Source organism: Bradyrhizobium sp. Arg237L, from assembly GCF_029990105.1.
In the GTDB taxonomy this organism is placed as follows: Bacteria; Pseudomonadota; Alphaproteobacteria; order Rhizobiales; family Xanthobacteraceae; genus Bradyrhizobium.
On sequence record NZ_JAQMIL010000065.1, the window covers coordinates 22874 to 39838 of the forward strand.

A 16965-nucleotide genomic window follows, 5' to 3' on the forward strand; every position below is an offset into this window, starting at 1 on the left:
CCCGCTCTACAGTCGACGAGAGCGCAGTTTCGGACAGACTTGGTTGGAGGTTCCCTCCGATTCTCGACAGGTCGCAGCGATGCTGCGCATAACCGCTTCAGGTTCGCCCATTCAGCCCACCTGCGCTCATGAACCTTTAGCCAATAGGCAGAGACGTACCAACAGATGATTGTGCCTGCTGCCCGGCCTCCTCCCTCACCCGGGGCGCGCTGGCGGTTTTTCTTTCTACCTCGGCAGGAGAAAATTCGGTCCTATTGTCAGCGGCCTCACATTTCGTTTCAGACCGGCCGGGCTATCAGACTTGAGGGGATCGGTCGGCAGGCAGATCGTGGTCGGAGCATGGTAATTCAGTTCGGCTAGCCGCCAACCAGAGGGTGGGTGGTGCCCAATGCAGCAGATTGCGGACTGGCTCGATAAGCTTGGGCTTGGGCAATACGCGAAGCGTTTTGCCGAGAACGGGATCGATATTGGCATCCTTCCCGAACTGAAAGATGAGGACTTCGACAGGCTCGGAGTGCTGCTCGGCCATCGCCGTAAAATGCTCCGTGCGGTCGCCGAACTCGATCAAGCCGAACTCATCACCGGCTCGGCGCATCGGCACGACGCCGAGAGACGCCATCTCACCGTTATGTTCTGCGACCTGGTAGGCTCGACTGCGCTCTCGGCGCGCCTCGATCCCGAGGACATGTGGGAGGTGATCAGGGCCTACCGGGCTGCCTGCGCGAGGGTCATCGCCGCCTATGACGGCATGATCGCCAGGTTCGTTGGCGATGGAATCCTCGCCTATTTCGGTTATCCCCGCGCACACGAGGATGACGCGGAGCGCGCAGTGCGAGCGGGCCTCGATATCATCGCCGCAATGGGAAAGCTCGAAACGCGCGTGGAAGAACGGGTCGAAGTGCGGATCGCGATCTCGACCGGGCTTGTGGTGGTCGGCGACCTCATCAGCGGGGGTGCGTCGGAGGAGCAGGCGATGGTCGGTGATACACCGAACCTCGCTGCCCGGCTCCAGAGCCTGGCGGAGCCGGGGGTGGTTGTGGTTTCTGCTTCAACGCGCCGGCTGCTCGGCGACCTCTTCACTTTTCGCAATGTCGGCGACCGCGAGGTCAAGGGGATCTCCGATCCCATCGCGGTCTGGGCGGTCGAAGGTGCAGCGGCATCGGAGAGCCGCTTCGAGGCGGTGCGCACGGCGCGCTCGATTGGCTTTGTCGGCCGCAAGGCGGAAATCGAATTCGTGCTCTCGCGCCAGCAACTGGCATGGCAGGGCCAGGGTCAAGTGGTGTTGATTTCCGGTGAGGCCGGAATCGGCAAATCGCGCCTTGTGGCAACGCTGGCCGAGAGCCTCGCGCTGGGGTCGCACCGCCGGGTGCGGTATCAGTGCTCGCCTTACCATACCAACAGTGCGCTTCATCCCTTCATCGCTCAGCTCGAGCGGGCAGCCGGCATCACGTCACAGGACACACCCGCGCAAACGCTCGACAAGCTTGAGGCAATGCTGGCGCTCGGAACGCGGCAGGTGGCGAGTGTGACGCCGCTTATTGCCGCGCTTCTTTCGATCGCAACCGGCGAGCGCTATCCGCCGCTCGGCTTGACCCCAGCACAGCAGCGGCGACAGACATTCGCTGCGCTCCTCGACCAGCTTGAGGGCTTGGCACGGCAGCAACCTGTGCTGATTGTCTGCGAGGATATGCATTGGGCTGATGCCACGACGCTCGAGCTGTACGACCTCGCGGTCGATCGGATCAGGGGACTGCCAATCCTCGTGCTCATGACATTCCGGCCCGAGTTCGAGCCGCCTTGGGCGGGCCTTGCCAATGTCAGCCTGCTGCGGCTCGATCGGCTTGACCGGCAGGACACGCGCGCACTGGTCGAGCAGGTGGCCGTCGGTCGACAGGTGCCGTGCGAAATGATGACGCAGATCATCAACAAGACGGATGGCATCCCGCTCTTCGTCGAGGAATTGACCAAGATGGTGCTGGAGTCCGGACTGCTCGTGGAAGAAGCCGGGCGCTATCGCCTCGATAATCCGCTACCGCCACTCGCCATTCCCGCGACGCTGCACGACTCGCTCATGGCGCGGCTCGACCGGCTGGCGCCGGTCAAGGAGGTTGCCCAGATCGGCGCAGCCATTGGCCGCGACTTCTCATACACGCTGCTGCGATGCGTAGCGGGGCGGGATGAGCTGACGCTGAGCGCCGCGCTGGCGCAGCTCGAACAGGCCGAACTGCTGTTGCGCCGCGGGACGCCACCCGAAGCGAGCTATAGCTTCAAGCATGCACTCGTTCAGGAAGCGGCCTACGAGAGCCTGCTCAAGAGCCGCCGGCAACTGCTGCATAAGCACATTGGCGATGTCCTTCGCGATCAGTTTCCGAGCATGGCCGAGACCGAGCCGGAAGTCGTGGCATATCACTTTACCCAAGCGGGCTTGAGCGGGGCAGCCCTTGAGTGGTGGCGCAAGGCCGGCCAGCAGGCGTTGAAACGCTCGGCCTATTCCGAGGCGATTGCACATCTCGGCAAGGCCGTTGCCATTGCCGATGAACTGCCTGCTGAGCCTGATCGGATGATGAGCAGGCTCCATCTTCAAATCGCATATGGCCGTGCGTTACGAGGCAGCCTCGGGCACAGTGCTCCCGAGACGGTGGCCGCATGGACGCGCGCCCGACAGTTCGCGGCCGACACCAATGATCCGGTTGAACTCGCGCCGATCCATTCGGGCTTGTTCAATGCGTGCCTCACTCACGGCGAGATCGCGCCGATGCGGGAGTTGGCGGATGCGATCATTGGTGCCGCCGACCGACGGCCGGAATCGCCGATAGCCGCCATTGTCGCACACTGGACCAGTGGGGTGACCTGCTGGTTCGCCGGCGAGTACTTGAACGCAAGAATGCATCTCGAACAGGCACTCGCGATCTATGGTGCCGAGCCGGATCCCGCGACGTTCAGGGCCTCCGCGCTCGATCTGCCGTTCGTTATCATGAGGTTTCTTGCCCTGGTGCTTTGGCCGCTTGGAGCGATCGATCGCGCGCGCCGGCTCGCTGCAGAAGCGGTGAGTGGTTCAGGTGAAAAGCGAGCGCTTGCTCAAGCCAATGCGCTCGTTCATCGGGCTGTTTTCGACGGACTATGCGGGGGCATGCTGGAGCAAACCGAGACAATCCTGGCCTTGGGTCTGGCGCGCGACCATACGATGCCGCTGTATGTGGCGGCGGGCACTTATCTGAACGGCCTGGCAAAGTGGCGTGCAGGCGAGCGAATGGTTGGGCTCACGGAAATGCGCCGAGGCTGGACGTTGCTGCACGAGAATGATTGCTATCTCTGTGAACCGTTTTGGGGGATGCATGTTGCCGTGGCGGATGCAGAGGCGGGCCAACCCGAGGCCGGGTTGGAAACTTTAAGGGAATTGATCGGGTGGGCGCAGCAATCCGGCCAGCATTGGCTTGATGCCGAACTGCATCGCGTTCAAGGTGAACTTTTGTTGCGTCATGACGCTGCGAACCTTTCCAGTGCCGAAGATGCCTTCAACAGAGCCCTGGAAATCGCCCGACACCAACAGGCAAGGACGTTCGAGCTACGCGGCGCACTTGGACTTGCGCGCCTGCACAACACAAATGGCCGACCTGGGGCGGTATCCGCAGTGCTCGCTCCCGTCCTCGCTGAATTCGACGCGGGGTGGCAAGATCTCCCCGAAATCAAAGAAGCCGAAGGGCTGCTCAAGGATAGGCATTAGTCAGTCTGCCATTTCGTAACGCTTCTGGAAAAGGAAGAGAATGCCAGTTGGATTAGCTCACGCTGACCGAGCCGGTCGACAGCCGGATCCTGGAGGACGCTTGGCGACCTGAGCAGGCGCTGAACCTCCACCAGCAGCCGGTGAACGGCGGCATCCTGCATCGCGACCCTGGTCAGGGCGGCGTTGTATTTGAGCCGCCTCTCCAAATCTGCCGGGCGTTCGCCGCGCGTCTCCGGATAGCCGGCTGTCAAAACGGCGATTTTGACCCTTTGCGGACTTCGCCTTAAGGCCGCCGATGCCGGTCGACGCTCGGCAGCTCGCTTTGTCCGCGTTTGGAACCGAAACATTTTCTAGCCTGACTGATTTACTCCCGGGGCTTCGCAAGATGCGAGGCATTCATGGACCCTCTCTCGGCGAGCGACGTGTTCCTTACGATCACGATCATGTCCATCACTTTCCTGATCGAGGTCGGCTTTTTCATCTTGATTGGAATGCTCTGAAAGGAGCGCGCGCTCTGGGCAGTTAGCAGCCGATGCGACGGTCTAGTCCTCTGGGAACTTGATGGTTGAGACCGGCCATCTTCCATCATGACCTTCGATCGAAATCCGAAGCCCGTGCAGTTCATCCAGCCAAACGTTCTCGACCGTGCCTGCCTTTCCGTCGGTAAGGACGACGGCGCTGCCGATCAATTCGGATTGCGCCGCACCATACTCACTCAAAATTCTTGACGCACGGAGCTTCACCGATGGCATTGCTCGTCCTGTTCGGCCGAGCCGGGTGTGCTGTCCCAAGGCGGCTCAACGCAGACGTTTGTCCCAGCGCTCAACATCGGGAATGATTGATGGCGACTGCTCTTCCAATTCGCGGAGCCGGTCGATTTGTGTTCTAAGGCGCCCCGGTAGTTCCGGCTCTTCCTTCAGTAATGCGCGCAGTCTCTCCCCAATCTCTTGAACGATTGCTCGGCTGTGTCCGTGGTCTATGTCAATGCGGTTGCGCATAGCGCGGCCTCATTCGGGCAAGAAAAAGCGCCAGCATCGGAGACCCAGCGCGCCTACCCCTCCGGCAGTTCTCCCGCGTGCAAACGCGGCTGGCAATTTTGAACGGAACCGGAGACCGCCGCTTTTGGCTATCTGCGCGAGCGCTTCTTTTAGAACAGCGGGCCCCGCAGCAGGAACCTTTGGCTATCCCGCGACATGCGCCATGTAGTTAACGGCGAGCGACGGTCTCGTGCTTCTAAAGTCTTGACCGGAGCTTTCGTTCCCTGACTTCTGATCGGACGCCGTTCGGACGGTGGAACCATTTCAGAGAATGTCCGGTTAGTCCGTGGGGCCGATGGAGGAAACATCGCCATGAGGATCAAATATTTTGTTGCAATTGCGATAGCCGCCTTTGCCGCTGGTACTGGACTGGCGGTCCATTCTGTCGGCTCGCTGCCGCCCGAAAAGCAGTCCCCGCCTGCCGCCGCCCAATTGGCGACCCAGTTAGCTGAGTCCGTGGATCCGTTCTTGGTTCGGTCCGGCGGCTGACGGCTGGCGTAACTCAAAACGCCGGCGCTGCCAAAGTCATGGGGGATCGCACCCGTTCGGCAGAGCGATCGGCTCGTCGAATTCACGGCCGAAGCCCACGCGCAGCGATACTTAGCGCCTCGTCCAGCAATGCTGTAACGCCTTTGCCTCACATCCCATGGTGCTCGCATCCATACGTCGCGTTGCTCGTCCGTCGGATTGAACGCGAGAATAGGTCCGCTGCTTCTGCCTGCCGCAACGTCGCGTCCAGTATTTCCGATATTGGGCCCATAGCCGACCCGGCCACTCGAGCCGTCGGCGTCCGCTTTCAGATCTAAAGCGGAACGAGCTTGCGCAGTCCCTATCGTCGGCGTTTGACCCATTGCGGTTTTGGCGTTCCGTTTCGAGGCGACGCGCACTAGAATTCTGCCTGGTGCTCATTCAAAGGCGACGTAGATGCCGGTCGGGGTTCCCTCGCGTGCTCTTGCTTGTTTCGGAATAGCAGCAGTTTCGGCGCTCTGTGCGTTTCACGTCGTGCGTGCAGCTTCGCCGGCGCCAGACAGCGCGTCTCTCAGAGAGACGGCGATGACGTGGAGTACGCTCAAGTACGCGACCGATGCGGAGAACGGATTTCTCAGCGGGTCGCTCGACAAGAACACGATCGTCGATCGCACGTTCAGGGCTCACGTGCTCGAGAATCGATATCTGAAGGTAACACTCGTGCCCGAATTCGGCGGGCGCATTCTTTCCATCATTTACAAGCCGACCGGCCACGAACAACTCTATCGCACGGATGTCGGCGTGCCCTACGGGATCAAGGCCGGAAATTTCTACTACGACTGGCTGATGGTATACGGCGGCATCTTCCCTACATTCCCGGATCCCGAGCACGGCAAAACGTGGCTGAAGCCGTGGGCTTTCGAGGTGGTGAAGGAGAGCGCCGACGAAGTGACGGTCGCGATGTCGCTTAAAGACAATTTCGATTATTCCGCGCGGCCTGATAAATTCAGGAGTTCGACCGGGATCGAGGCGACCTATTATGTCACGCTCAAGGCCGACCGGGCCGCACTCGATGCGAGCATGGTGTTGAAGAATCCGCACGACAAGGCGATCCAGTACGAGTACTGGACATGCACGACGCTCGCTCCGGGATCGGAGCCGAAAAGCCCCAAAACGACCGCCGGCGCCGAAATCATCGCGCCGATCCGAACTTACAGCACGCCCGCCTGGTCGGCCAATCTGGCAGACGGCGACGAGAGCGCGGGCATGGGCACGCGGCGCTTCGAAAACCTGCGCTTCTTCAAGAACTGGCCGACGATGGGCATCGCCTACGCGGCACCCGATATGCAGGGCGGGAATTTCTGGGGCGTGATCAACCATGACAACGAAGAGGGAATTATCCGCATCGCGGACAACACGCTGACGCCGGGCTTGAAAATGTGGACGTGGGGATTTCACGCGTTCACCAGCGAAACCGATCCCCGCAAGGAGCCGAATGAGTGGCGACCCTACGTCGAATTATGGGCGGGCGTGTCAGACCAATTTTTCCATAGCGCTGACTTTCCCGCGCTGGGTGAGGTCTCGATCCCGGAGACCTACAGTCCGACTGTCGGCATGAGCAACGTGACGCATGCAAATGAGAATATCCTGATCAATCTCTCGGCCAAGGCGTCTGGCGCAACTCTTCAGTTCTTCAGTATCGAACCGGCCACCCCGTTGCGCGTAACGTTGAAACGCGGCGACGCGGCACTGTTCGACGACATCGTGAAAGCCGATCCGAAAAATGGAAATCGCATTTCGGCAACGATTCTTGACGGCAGCAGCGGCGGCCAGGTGAAGCTGACGATCAGGACCACGGATGGAAAAGAACTGATCGCCGCCGAGACGACAATGAATTGACTCCTTTCCTCATGCCGCGAGTTGTGGACGGAACAGCACGTCGACGCCGTAACTCGTCGCGTTGTAGGTGTTGGTCGGGAACAGGCTGCCCGATCCATACGCATACACTCCATTGCCTCCGATCGAAGCCGATGATGGTGCAGTCAGCGGCCCGTTGCTGACCGCCGAGCTGAACAGGTTGGGATCGGCGGAGTAGTTTCCCGGGGTGTGATAGGACGCAACATACGTCGTCCCTGCAGTGATAGTGACCGGCGCAGCGAAGTTGACTTGCTGCCAGCCGCTGGCCGTCTCGCTGGTGAAGGTGGCGGTGGCCAGCAGGGTGCCGGTGCTGCTCCAGAGATTCGCAGTATGGGTGCCGGTGTTCGATGGGCCCTTGTAGAAGCGCAGCCCGGTGATGTCACCGGCGCTGGACGACTGGAATTTGAACCCGAGCTCCACCGATTGCGGATCATTGACTGACACCACGCTCGGTGTCGGATCGGAGCCGAACAGGCTTGTGATGCTCGCGGATGCTGCGTTGACGGTCAGGGAGGCGGATGCGCTCGCCGTCCCGCCCTGGCCGTCGGAGACGGCGTAACTGAATGACGCCGGTCCCGTATAGCCGGAGTTAGGTGTGAAGGTGATGGTGTTGGTCTGAGCGTCGAAGCTTGCGGTGCCGTTGACGCCGTTGCTGACGCCCGTGATCGTCAGGGTATCGCCATCCGGATCGGTGTCGTTGGCAAGCAACGCGGAGGCTGCAATCGAGATCGGCGAGTTTTGAGTGGCGCTGAAGCCGGAGTCGTTTGCCGCGACCGGCGTCTGGTTGGCAGCGCCGCCCACCGGGCTGAACAGCACGTCCACCCAGTAGTTAGTCGCACCGAAGGTGCTGGTCGGGAACAGGTTGTCAGTGCCGTAGGTATAGACACCGTTGTTGCCGCCGGATGCGGTGAGCGGGCCGTTGACGCGCGACGTGGTGAAGTAGTTGCTGGTCGACGCGTAGCGGCCGTTGCTGTGGAAGCTTGCCACGTAAGTCGTGCCGGCGGTGATCGAGACAGGATTGCTGAAGGTCACCGTCTGCCATCCACTGCTGGTCTCGTTGGTGAATGTGGCGGTCGCCAGCAGCGTGCCGGTGCTGCTCCACAACGAACCTGTGTGGGTGCCGGTGTCACCGGCGCTCTTGTAGTATTTGATGCCGTTGATGGTGCCGGACGCAGAGGACGTGAACCGCATCCCCAGATTGACCGGGGCCGGGTCGGAATCCGAGAGAATCGCCGGCGTGTCGGAGCCTGAGAACAAGCTCACCGACGGCGGGATCACTGTCAAATTGGCTGTTGCAGTCGCGGTGCCGCCGCGCCCATCTGAGATGGCGTAGCTGAAGGACGCAGCGCCGGTGTAGCCGGCGTTCGGCGTGAAGGTGATCACATTGGTCTGGGCGTTGAAGCTGACGGTACCGTTGACGGCGCCGCTCACACCGGTGATGGTCAGCGGATCGCCATTCGGATCAGTATCATTGGCAAGCAGGGCTGACGCGGCAATGGTCAGAGCCGTATTCAGCGCGGCGTCGTAGCCGCTGTCGTTGTTCGCAACCGGCGGCTGGTTGGCTGCCTGATTCACCGTCAGACTGACCGTTGCAGTGGCCGTGCCGCCCTGTCCGTCGGCGATCTCGTAGCTGAAGGACGCGGGTCCGGTATAGCCGGCGGTCGGCGTGAAGGTGATCGTATTGGTCTGGCTGTTGAAGCTGACCGTGCCGTTGACGGCGCCGCTCGCGCCCGTGATTGCCAGTGTGCCGCCGTCCGGATCGGTATCGTTGGCAAGCAGCGCCGCCGCCGCAATCGTCAGCGCCGTGTTCTGCGTGGTGTTGTAGCCGCTGTCGTTGTTGGCAACCGGCGGCTGATTGCTGGCGCCGCCGGACGGCGCAAACACGACATCGACCCAATAGTTGGCGGCGTTATAGGAACTGGTCGGGAAGATGCCGGACGTGCTGGTGCCGCCATAGGAGTAGACACCATTGCCGCCGGCGGCAAGGCTGGAAAGCGCGGTCAACGGGCCGTTTGTGATGGCCGTGGTGAAGTAGTTGTTGGTCGCCACATAGGCGCCGGTGGTGTGATAGGACGCGACATAGGTGGTGTTGGCGTCGATCGAAACCGCTGACGGCAGCATGACGGTCTGCCAACCGCTGGCTGACGTATTGGTGAAGGTGGCGGTGGCGAGGCGAGTGCCTGTCGACGACCAGAGATCGAGGGTGTTGATGCCGGTGTCGCTCGCGCTGCGATAGAATCTGAGCGCCGTGATCTGCCCGGCGACCGAGGACGTGAACTTCATCCCGACTTCGATCTGGGATCCGTCATTGAGGTCGGTCAGAGCCGGCGTGCTTGACGCGCTGAACAGGCTGACGGGAGCCGCTCCTGGCGGTACCACGGTGAAGCTGACAGTGGCCGATGCCGTGCCGCCGCGCCCATCTGAGATCGTGTAGGTGAAGCTCGCCGGACCGGTGTAGCCGGCATCGGGCGTAAAGGTGATGGTGTTGTTCTGCGGATTGGGCTGCGTGTTGAGCACGACCGTGCCGTGCGTTGCCGCACTCACGGCGATGACGCTGACCGCATCCCCATCGGGATCACTGTCGTTCCCGGTCAGGGACGACGCCGCGATCGTCAGGGCCAGATCGCGTGTCGCAATCGGTCCGTCGTCGTTGGCGGCTATGGGCGCGCTGTTGGCGGCAGAAGGATTGAACATGACGTCAACCCAGAAATTCGTCGCCGCGAACGTGCTTGTCGGGAACGCGATATTGCTGCTGTAGGCATAGACGCCATTGCCACTGGCGAGAGCGGTCAGCGGACCGCTCGTCACATTGCTCAAGAAGTAGTTCACGCTGGAGGAGTAATGGCCCACGCTCGTGTGATAGGAGGCGATGTAGGTGGCTCCAGGCGTCAGCGAAATCGGGTTGGAGAAGGTCACGCTCTGCCAGCCGCTTGCGGTTTCGTTTGTGAATGTGGCGGTTGCCAGCAAGGTGCCGGTGCTGCTCCAGAGCTGGCCGGTATGGGTGCCGATATCCTGGCTGCCCTTGTAGAAGCGGATGCCGCTTACGGTGCCGGCAACCGACGTCTGGAATCTCACGCCCAGTTCGACGGCGCTTGCATCCGTGGTGTTGACGGTATCGGGGGTGGCCGAGCCCGGAAAGAGCGAGATGTAAGTCGGAGCCGCGACGGTCACCGTGCGACCCACGGAAGGCGTTTCGAGATTGATGCTGTCGTCCACCGCGCGCGACATGATGGTGTAGGTCCCGGCGACCTGCGGAGACCAGCTATAGGACCATGTCTCGTCACCAATCGCCGGATGCCAGCTCAAGCCGCCGTCCGTCGATACTTCCACGCCGGCGATCACGCCGCCGCCGAAATCCGATGCCGTGCCGAAAATCGTGACCACGTCTCCGGCACTGATGTTTGCCAGCGCGTTGACGCTCGAGGTCGGCGCGGTCTGGTCCGTGGAGCCGGTGGAGGCGACCAAGTCCGGCTGCAGCGTTCCCGGCTGAATACCCATATCGGCGAGCAGGTTGACCATCGACTGTTGCACGCGCACGTCGGTGGGCGTTGGCGTCAGGTCGTGATTGTCGCTCAGACCCCAGGCCCAGTAGACCGTTCCGGCGGCGAAGACCAATGCGCGACTCGCCGCGCGATAGAGCGTCAGGTTATGGGTCGAGATGGCGCTTCCGGTCGTGTTGCCGTAGTCAAGGAGATAGGAGGTAACCGGGACTGTCGTCGAGGAGAGCCGGACGAGGCCGGCGGGATCGAATCCATTGTCGACCGCTTCGTCCCACTCATAGCCGAGATAGTTCCTGGTCAGCGTCGCCGTCTGCTCGGGCTGAAGCGCCGCAACGCTGGTATTGCGCCAGAAGCGCAGATTGGCGTCGTCGTAGGGAATTGTGATTGCCTGGAGGCCGCTGCCTTGGCCGACATCATCGACCTGGAACATCTGTCCGATCAAGGCATTTTCCGGAATCCCTCCACCGAGCGCCGGCGGGCTGAGACGGGGATCACGGAACGTTCCGGTCCACTGCTCGCTTGGATCGATCGACGCGTCTGGCGACCAGGTCTCCTTGTAGGAGATCAAGGTGCGGTAGGCCGTGGCGTCGCTGCTGATGCTGTTGCCCCAGCGCGTGCGCCAATACATCTCGTTGCCGCTCCAGAACGCCAGATTCACGCCGGCATCGCGGGCCGCCTCGACATTGACGCGCTGTTGCCCGGACCAGTACTCGTCGTGACCCGCGTCGAGATAGAGCTTGTGATTGAGGAGCAGACTGCCGTAACGGTCCGTGTCAATGCCCGACATGTAGGAGACGTCGTAGCCGTTCTGCTCCAGCCAGTAGATCGCCGCGTATTCAGCGCCGAACAGATAGTCCTGCGGACCTGCAAAGCTTCCAACGCTGCCGCGGGTGGCAATCGGCCGATTGTAGCTCACCGCGTAGGCGCGTCCGGCACCCTGACCTGTGGCAGGGCCGTTGCCGCCATAGAAATTCGCGCCGCCCCAGCCGTTATAGGCCTGCCAGGTCGTGTCGGAGGTCTGAAAGACGACATCGCTCGTGCTGCTGTCATCCCTGACGATGAACGGGATGTGATTGGCGCCTTCAACGCCGTCCTCGCGTACGAGCTTTGCGATATAGACGCCCGACACGGCATCTTCCGGAACATCCCAGGAAGCCGAAACGGACCAGTTGCCGGCATCGACAAGGCCGGTCATGTCGTCACGCAGCGGCGCCGGCTGGTTCTGCACGCCCGTGTGCTGGATGGTCGCGACCTTTCGCGCTCCCATGCCGCCATAATAGCCGAGGCGGTAGATGTCGATCCGGTAGTTTGAAGAATCCGTATTGATCTTGAAATCGATCTGGTTGCCACGATTCACGCTGATGTCGGTGGCAAAACCTTCGATATTCGAGCTGCCAGCACCCTCGATATCCCATTCGCTTTGCGGGTTTCCCAGCTTCTGGTTCTCGAGCACGATTGGATTTGTAGAAGTCGCGGTGGCCGCGAGCACGTTGGGCGACGCGGTTGTGTTGGACTGCCGCGCGGCAGGAGAAAGCTCTGCAGTCGTCACCGAGCCTGAGAGAATTCCGATTTCACCCTTCCCCGCGCCGGTACCAGTCTCTCCGCCGCCCGGCAGCATGCCCCAACTTCCGATCGCCCCTCCGCCTGGTAGTGCATTCCAATTTGCGAGCGGCGCAACGTTCTCCAAGGACATGGAGACACTGGTAGAGGCGCCCATGACCCCGGCGCGGCCGGTCAACACGAAATCTGCTCCGCCAGACACGCGGCTGCCATGCAACTGCGCCGACGCCGCATTGGCTGCTCTCTGATCGAGCAATTGTGTTGGGGCAATGAAGTAGCCGCAGCCACAAACCTGCGCGACTGCTGGAGGTGTGGAAGATCCGAAAATGTTCGGGGTCGCAGTCGAAGGAACGTGACCAAGGATGACGACAGGATTTGTCGGCGCTGGTTCGGCCGCCGCGGAGGTCGGCGTCCGGACTTCGGTCGTCAACGCTGCAAATCCGGCGTCCGACGTTGCAGTGGATGCCGACGCCGCGGCACCTGAGGCACTCAGGCCCAGACCTTCCTGCAAATTCCGCGCGGCGAGCAGCGACAGCGACTCGTCTTCGTCTGAAGCTGACACTCGGACATTTCTTCGCAGAAGCGTGCGTGGCCACGTCTGCACTCCGAGAGCCATGCGGCCCAAACCGGACTCTTCGTATAACTGCCTCATGCTATGACACCGTCTGAAAATGTTTAATTTTCGCAAATTAAATATTAGTCGTGATTTAATTCAATTTGCTGTTGTGTCGCACCCCAGCCCTTTGCTGAACAACCAGATGTCGATCTTCGTCAAACCAAACGTGGATAGTCGTGATTTTCTAATGAGTTGAATCCGGCCGAACGTCTCTTCGCGGCATAAATAAATTTCAAATCGGGGGATATTCAATTTGCGCTTGAATGGAGCAGGCAAGGCGCCCGCATGCGAATTGCATAGCGCCGCCTGCCTGGCGGCATGCGCTGCATGGTCGCGCAACTCATCGCTGCGCGAACCAGTGCGTCTTTTGGACTAATCAGTTCGATGCCGGCCGATCCGCTCGACGCGCGAGACAACGCCGTCACGCGTGACGGGTTTCGCATGCCGAATTCAGATCGAGCTGGTCGCTATCGAAACGACACATGCATTGCAAGGCAAGGCGGATGCGCGCTGACGCGAACGCCTTGCATCGACGCGATGAAGCTATCTATCTAAGATATGGGCCGAGCCGCGCGGAGACGGAATCGGCCTACGCATTCCCCATCGCGAGCCTCGCAAGCAGGGATGTCAAGCTACTTGGTGCTCAGTGAAATGCCGAGGGCCGATGCTTTCACGGTCACCGCTGCGGGCGACCTCTTGAGAGACTTTGCGATTTTGTCTCGACCACGCTTCTCTTTCGCCATGGTCTTGAGCGTCTTCAGGTCGTCCTTCGACCATAACACCCGCGTGGCTTTCTTTTTCTTCGCCATTACAACTCCTCTTCAAGAGCCCATGTTTTACGAACCCAGGCTAATCCGGTCAAGGAACATTGACTGCAGGCATTGGAGCAGTTGGATACGGTCGATAAGCACCGTGGTGCGTTGCAGCCACGATCACGAAAAGAACAGCAAATACGATGATGGCACGCATGGTCAGACTCCGCATGAAACCTATCTAACACTCAATGATCTCGGGCATTGTGAACTAGCTCACCAGTTCCAGTGGATCGCAACGTTCATGACGCCTATGCTGCACATGTGCTGGAGGACAGTCGATTAGCGCAACCTAGCTGATGGCTGGAGTGCGGTTGCCGGACTCGTCATCGGTGGTATGCCCCTCGCCTTCGCCGGCAGCATGCTGAGCGTGAAGCCGCTGCCCTACTTCAAGCAAATAAGCCGGACGTCGGGCCCTCCACTCGGCTCCCCCTCCACTCTTGAGCCAAAAGCGATATTCACGAGCATGATCTTTTTCGGAAAACCGGTCTCCACTTTTCCGGATCATGCTCTAACGCATGAAGCACGGGCGACTTGAAAGCAACCGGTTAGATGGAAAACTTCGTATCAATTTCAGGCTGCTCCGGCGGTGGCAAATCGACCCTGCTGGCAGAGCTTCGACAACGTGGTTTCGCTACGGTCGACGAGCCGGGCCGGCGGGTGGTGGCCGAGGAACTCAATTGCGGTGGGAGAGCGCTGCCGTGGGTGGATGCGGTTGCCTTTGCCCGGCGCGCGATAGAGGTGTCACTCGCCGATCGGGCCAAGGCTGAAGTCACGGCTGAAGCCGGCGCCCGCTGGATTTTTTTTGATCGAGGCTTGATCGATGCTTGCGCTGCGCTCCAGCACCTGACGGGGGAGCCGGTCCTTCAGAGTCTCGGTCTGGTTCATCGTTACAACAAACGCGTGTTCATCACGCCGCCCTGGCCCGAGATCTACGCGACAGACCGGGCACGACGGCACAGTCTCGCTGAGGCCGTTGCGGAATACGAACGATTGATCAGCGTCTATCCGTCCCTGGGCTACGACATCCGCGTGCTGCCGAAACTGAACGTCGGCGAGCGAGCCGACTGGATTCTAACCTCACTCGAGTGCTGACGCTCCTGTTGAGCCATACGCATCGAGTCCGCCCACCGACACGTGTCCTCTTCCTCGGCCAGCGGGAGCATGCGGCGATGTTCACGATGGCAGCGTGGCCCCGGCTCCGAGCCACTGTTTGACCAGCATGGCCAACGTGCCGTCGGCTGCAAGCGCGGCCTGCGCACCGCTAATTGCATCGCGCAGCGCGATGTCTCCTTTGCGGACACAGATGCCAAGGCGCTCCACAGTGATGCCGGTCTCGACGACCCCAAGCCTCGGCCGGCCGCGCACGAGCCAAGCCGTGACAGGTGCGAGTTTCATGAAGGCGTCACAGCCTCCGCTTGTCAGATCGTCGAGCGCTTTCTCGATCTCGTGATAAGCATAGACGCGCACCCGCGCAGCACGTTTCTCCGCAACCAGTTTTTCAGCAACTGGCTGGCTGGTGTTGCCCTGCTGCACCCCGACGACCAGACCTTTGAGATCGGCGATGCCATGTACGTTCGGATTGCGGATGACATCGACGACAAGTGATTGGCCTGAGATCGCATAGGGCCTGCAGAAATCGGCCTTTGCCTCCCGGCCCGGCGTGATGGTGGTGCCAGAGGCGACGCAGTCGTAACTGCCGGCATCCAGACCGGCGAAGATGCCGTTGAAATCGGAGCCCGTGTACGGGACCAGCCGCCATTGGCGGCCGAGCATCCCGGCGATGCGTTGCACCAGCGCGATGTCAAATCCCGCCGGGCCATCGCTCGTCAAGAACTCGAATGGCGGATCGGGAAGCGCTGCCCCCACTCTCAAGGTTGGCACGGCTATGACCTTTGATACGCCAAACTGAGATGCTGCAGCCGCCCTACCGAGGACGTTGAAATCCTGCGGCGTCTCAGAGGATTTTCCCGGGGCTTATTGCTTTGAACCCTTGAGGCTATCACAGCCGACTGAACGTTAACAAGGCAGCGCTAATCTGGCAAACTTCGCGACGCAGGCGGAGCGGCTCGCACCCGGCGATAGCTCCGCATTCAGCCATGATAGGCAAACAGCTCGATTGGCTCGCTGAAGCCTCGCACCGGATATTCGCCGACGCGTTCGAGATCGAAATCGCTTTTGACGAAGTCGGCGAACGCGCGGGACAGCAGCACCTTTCTACCCAATTGTTTGGTCAGGGTTTCGAGACGCGAAGCCATGTTAACCGCGGGACCGATAACGGTGAAGTCGAGGCGTGTGCGCGACCCGATATTGCCGTACATGACGTCGCCGACATGGACGCCGATACCGTAATTCAGCGGCTCACGACCGGTTTCGCCATTCTTTTCGTTCAGGGCAATCACGGCCTGACGGGCTTCGGCCACGGCGCGCAACAGATTTGCGCAGGCCGACGGCTGGCTGAGCGGAAAGATGGCGAGCAGACCGTCGCCGATGAATTTCAGTATTTCCCCGCCATGTCGCGCGATCGGCTCCGACATCGCGTCAAAATAGCCGTTCAGAAGATCGATGACGTCATCGCGCGGCCAGTTATCGGAGATCCTGGTGAAATCACGCAGATCGCAGATCATGATGGCGGCGCGTACCGTCGTCCCGCTGCCGCGCCTGGTGGCGCCGGCCAGAATCAATTCGCCGGCATGCGACCCGACATAGGTTTCGAGCAGCGTTCGCGCCAGCCGGTTCTTGATACGGATTTCGCTGACCAGCGCCAGGATCGGCAACAGTTTTAGCAGGCTGGCGATATGCGCGTCGTCGAAACCTCCGATCCGGTCGGTTGCAAAGGTCACGATATGCCGTTTGCCGAGCGTATGATACAGCGGCCAAGCCACATAGTCGGTCAAGCCTTTGGCCCGCATCTCGTCATAGATGGCATGCTTACGGCCCAGCGAGGCATCGCGTGCGAGGTTTTCGCGCACCTCGGTGGCACCATCGCGAATTTCGTTTGCTGGACTGCCGATGTATTCGGATCGCCCCACGACATCGTAGTCGACTCTCTGAATCTCGGCCTCGCGCATTCCATCGACCCACATCATCCGGGCGCCGAGCCATTGAGGATGGTGGATCAGGATGTGAAGCGACGCCCGCTTGACAGGAATGCCCGCTCGCTGAAGGCGAATACACATCTCGGCGAAAATATTGTCGATGAAGCGCTCATCGCGCGTGTCGTTGGTCAGCCAGTGCACAACGTCGTTGTCGGAATACACGGTGCCGGGATCGATGTTTGGCGGCGGGTTCATAGCTTGTTCCTCGGTGGTGACCTGGATCGACGGTACAG

At 60.7% G+C, this 16965-nt stretch carries 12 protein-coding genes; 4 read left to right on the forward strand and 8 right to left on the reverse strand.

The annotated features are described in order from the left end of the window. The first annotated feature begins 388 nt into the window (after positions 1 to 388). On the forward strand, positions 389 to 3724 hold the full coding sequence (locus OZ411_RS31600) for an adenylate/guanylate cyclase domain-containing protein (protein WP_282531094.1): 3336 nt from the start codon (positions 389 to 391) through the stop codon (positions 3722 to 3724). Here OZ411_RS31600 and OZ411_RS31605 read toward each other — a convergent pair. From OZ411_RS31605 to OZ411_RS31615, 3 genes are all read right to left on the reverse strand, one after another. Beyond that, positions 3721 to 3975, reverse strand: a complete 255-nt coding sequence (locus OZ411_RS31605) for a hypothetical protein (RefSeq protein ID WP_282531095.1) — start codon at positions 3973 to 3975, stop codon at positions 3721 to 3723. The two genes, OZ411_RS31600 and OZ411_RS31605, sit on opposite strands and share 4 nt — an antisense overlap. Positions 3976 to 4266: 291 nt before the next feature. Continuing rightward, positions 4267 to 4476, reverse strand: a complete 210-nt coding sequence (locus OZ411_RS31610; protein ID WP_130580648.1) for a PRC-barrel domain-containing protein — start codon at positions 4474 to 4476, stop codon at positions 4267 to 4269. Between the two features lie 45 nt (positions 4477 to 4521). Next, a complete protein-coding gene (locus OZ411_RS31615; protein ID WP_130580649.1) occupies positions 4522 to 4722 on the reverse strand; it encodes a hypothetical protein in 201 nt (66 codons plus the stop codon). Positions 4723 to 5073: 351 nt separating this feature from the next. Between OZ411_RS31615 and OZ411_RS31620 the strand changes: the two genes are divergently transcribed. Then, complete coding sequence (locus OZ411_RS31620) at positions 5074 to 5250, forward strand: hypothetical protein (protein WP_282531096.1); 177 nt, start codon at positions 5074 to 5076, stop codon at positions 5248 to 5250. A 564-nt stretch (positions 5251 to 5814) separates the two neighbouring features. After that, positions 5815 to 7128 (forward strand): DUF5107 domain-containing protein, encoded by a 1314-nt coding sequence (locus tag OZ411_RS31625; protein ID WP_282531097.1) that lies wholly within the window; start codon positions 5815 to 5817, stop codon positions 7126 to 7128. Positions 7129 to 7137: 9 nt separating this feature from the next. Here the strand turns inward: OZ411_RS31625 and OZ411_RS31630 are convergent, their stop codons facing one another. The 3 genes from OZ411_RS31630 to OZ411_RS31640 form a co-directional block, all read right to left on the reverse strand. After that, positions 7138 to 12768: a DUF4082 domain-containing protein gene (locus tag OZ411_RS31630; RefSeq protein ID WP_282531098.1), complete on the reverse strand. Its 5631-nt coding sequence runs from the start codon at positions 12766 to 12768 to the stop codon at positions 7138 to 7140. A 150-nt stretch (positions 12769 to 12918) separates the two neighbouring features. Next, positions 12919 to 13161 carry a hypothetical protein gene (locus tag OZ411_RS31635; RefSeq protein ID WP_130581274.1) on the reverse strand — a complete coding sequence of 81 codons (243 nt, stop codon included), beginning with the start codon at positions 13159 to 13161 and terminating at the stop codon, positions 12919 to 12921. A gap of 293 nt (positions 13162 to 13454) precedes the next feature. Beyond that, entirely contained in the window at positions 13455 to 13631 is a 177-nt protein-coding gene (locus OZ411_RS31640; RefSeq protein ID WP_165421322.1) for a hypothetical protein, read from the reverse strand. Between the two features lie 555 nt (positions 13632 to 14186). Between OZ411_RS31640 and OZ411_RS31645 the strand changes: the two genes are divergently transcribed. Further along, on the forward strand, positions 14187 to 14729 hold the full coding sequence (locus tag OZ411_RS31645; RefSeq protein ID WP_282531099.1) for an AAA family ATPase: 543 nt from the start codon (positions 14187 to 14189) through the stop codon (positions 14727 to 14729). 81 nt (positions 14730 to 14810) lie between these two features. On the opposite strand, the gene OZ411_RS31650 is transcribed toward OZ411_RS31645, so the two are convergent. Then, positions 14811 to 15518: an ABC transporter substrate-binding protein gene (locus OZ411_RS31650; protein ID WP_282531100.1), complete on the reverse strand. Its 708-nt coding sequence runs from the start codon at positions 15516 to 15518 to the stop codon at positions 14811 to 14813. Between the two features lie 209 nt (positions 15519 to 15727). Beyond that, on the reverse strand, positions 15728 to 16927 hold the full coding sequence (locus tag OZ411_RS31655; protein WP_282531101.1) for an adenylate/guanylate cyclase domain-containing protein: 1200 nt from the start codon (positions 16925 to 16927) through the stop codon (positions 15728 to 15730). Positions 16928 to 16965 lie beyond the last annotated feature (38 nt).

What these genes read in the sequence shown, in the direction of transcription:
- OZ411_RS31615 (WP_130580649.1), bottom strand. Translation starts at nt 4,722, where the DNA reads ATGCGCAACCGCATTGACATAGACCACGGACACAGCCGAGCAATCGTT.
- OZ411_RS31645 (WP_282531099.1), top strand. Translation starts at nt 14,187, where the DNA reads ATGGAAAACTTCGTATCAATTTCAGGCTGCTCCGGCGGTGGCAAATCG.
- OZ411_RS31640 (WP_165421322.1), bottom strand. Translation starts at nt 13,631, where the DNA reads ATGGCGAAGAAAAAGAAAGCCACGCGGGTGTTATGGTCGAAGGACGAC.
- OZ411_RS31655 (WP_282531101.1), bottom strand. Translation starts at nt 16,927, where the DNA reads ATGAACCCGCCGCCAAACATCGATCCCGGCACCGTGTATTCCGACAAC.
- OZ411_RS31600 (WP_282531094.1), top strand. Translation starts at nt 389, where the DNA reads ATGCAGCAGATTGCGGACTGGCTCGATAAGCTTGGGCTTGGGCAATAC.
- OZ411_RS31625 (WP_282531097.1), top strand. Translation starts at nt 5,815, where the DNA reads ATGACGTGGAGTACGCTCAAGTACGCGACCGATGCGGAGAACGGATTT.
- OZ411_RS31610 (WP_130580648.1), bottom strand. Translation starts at nt 4,476, where the DNA reads ATGCCATCGGTGAAGCTCCGTGCGTCAAGAATTTTGAGTGAGTATGGT.
- OZ411_RS31620 (WP_282531096.1), top strand. Translation starts at nt 5,074, where the DNA reads ATGAGGATCAAATATTTTGTTGCAATTGCGATAGCCGCCTTTGCCGCT.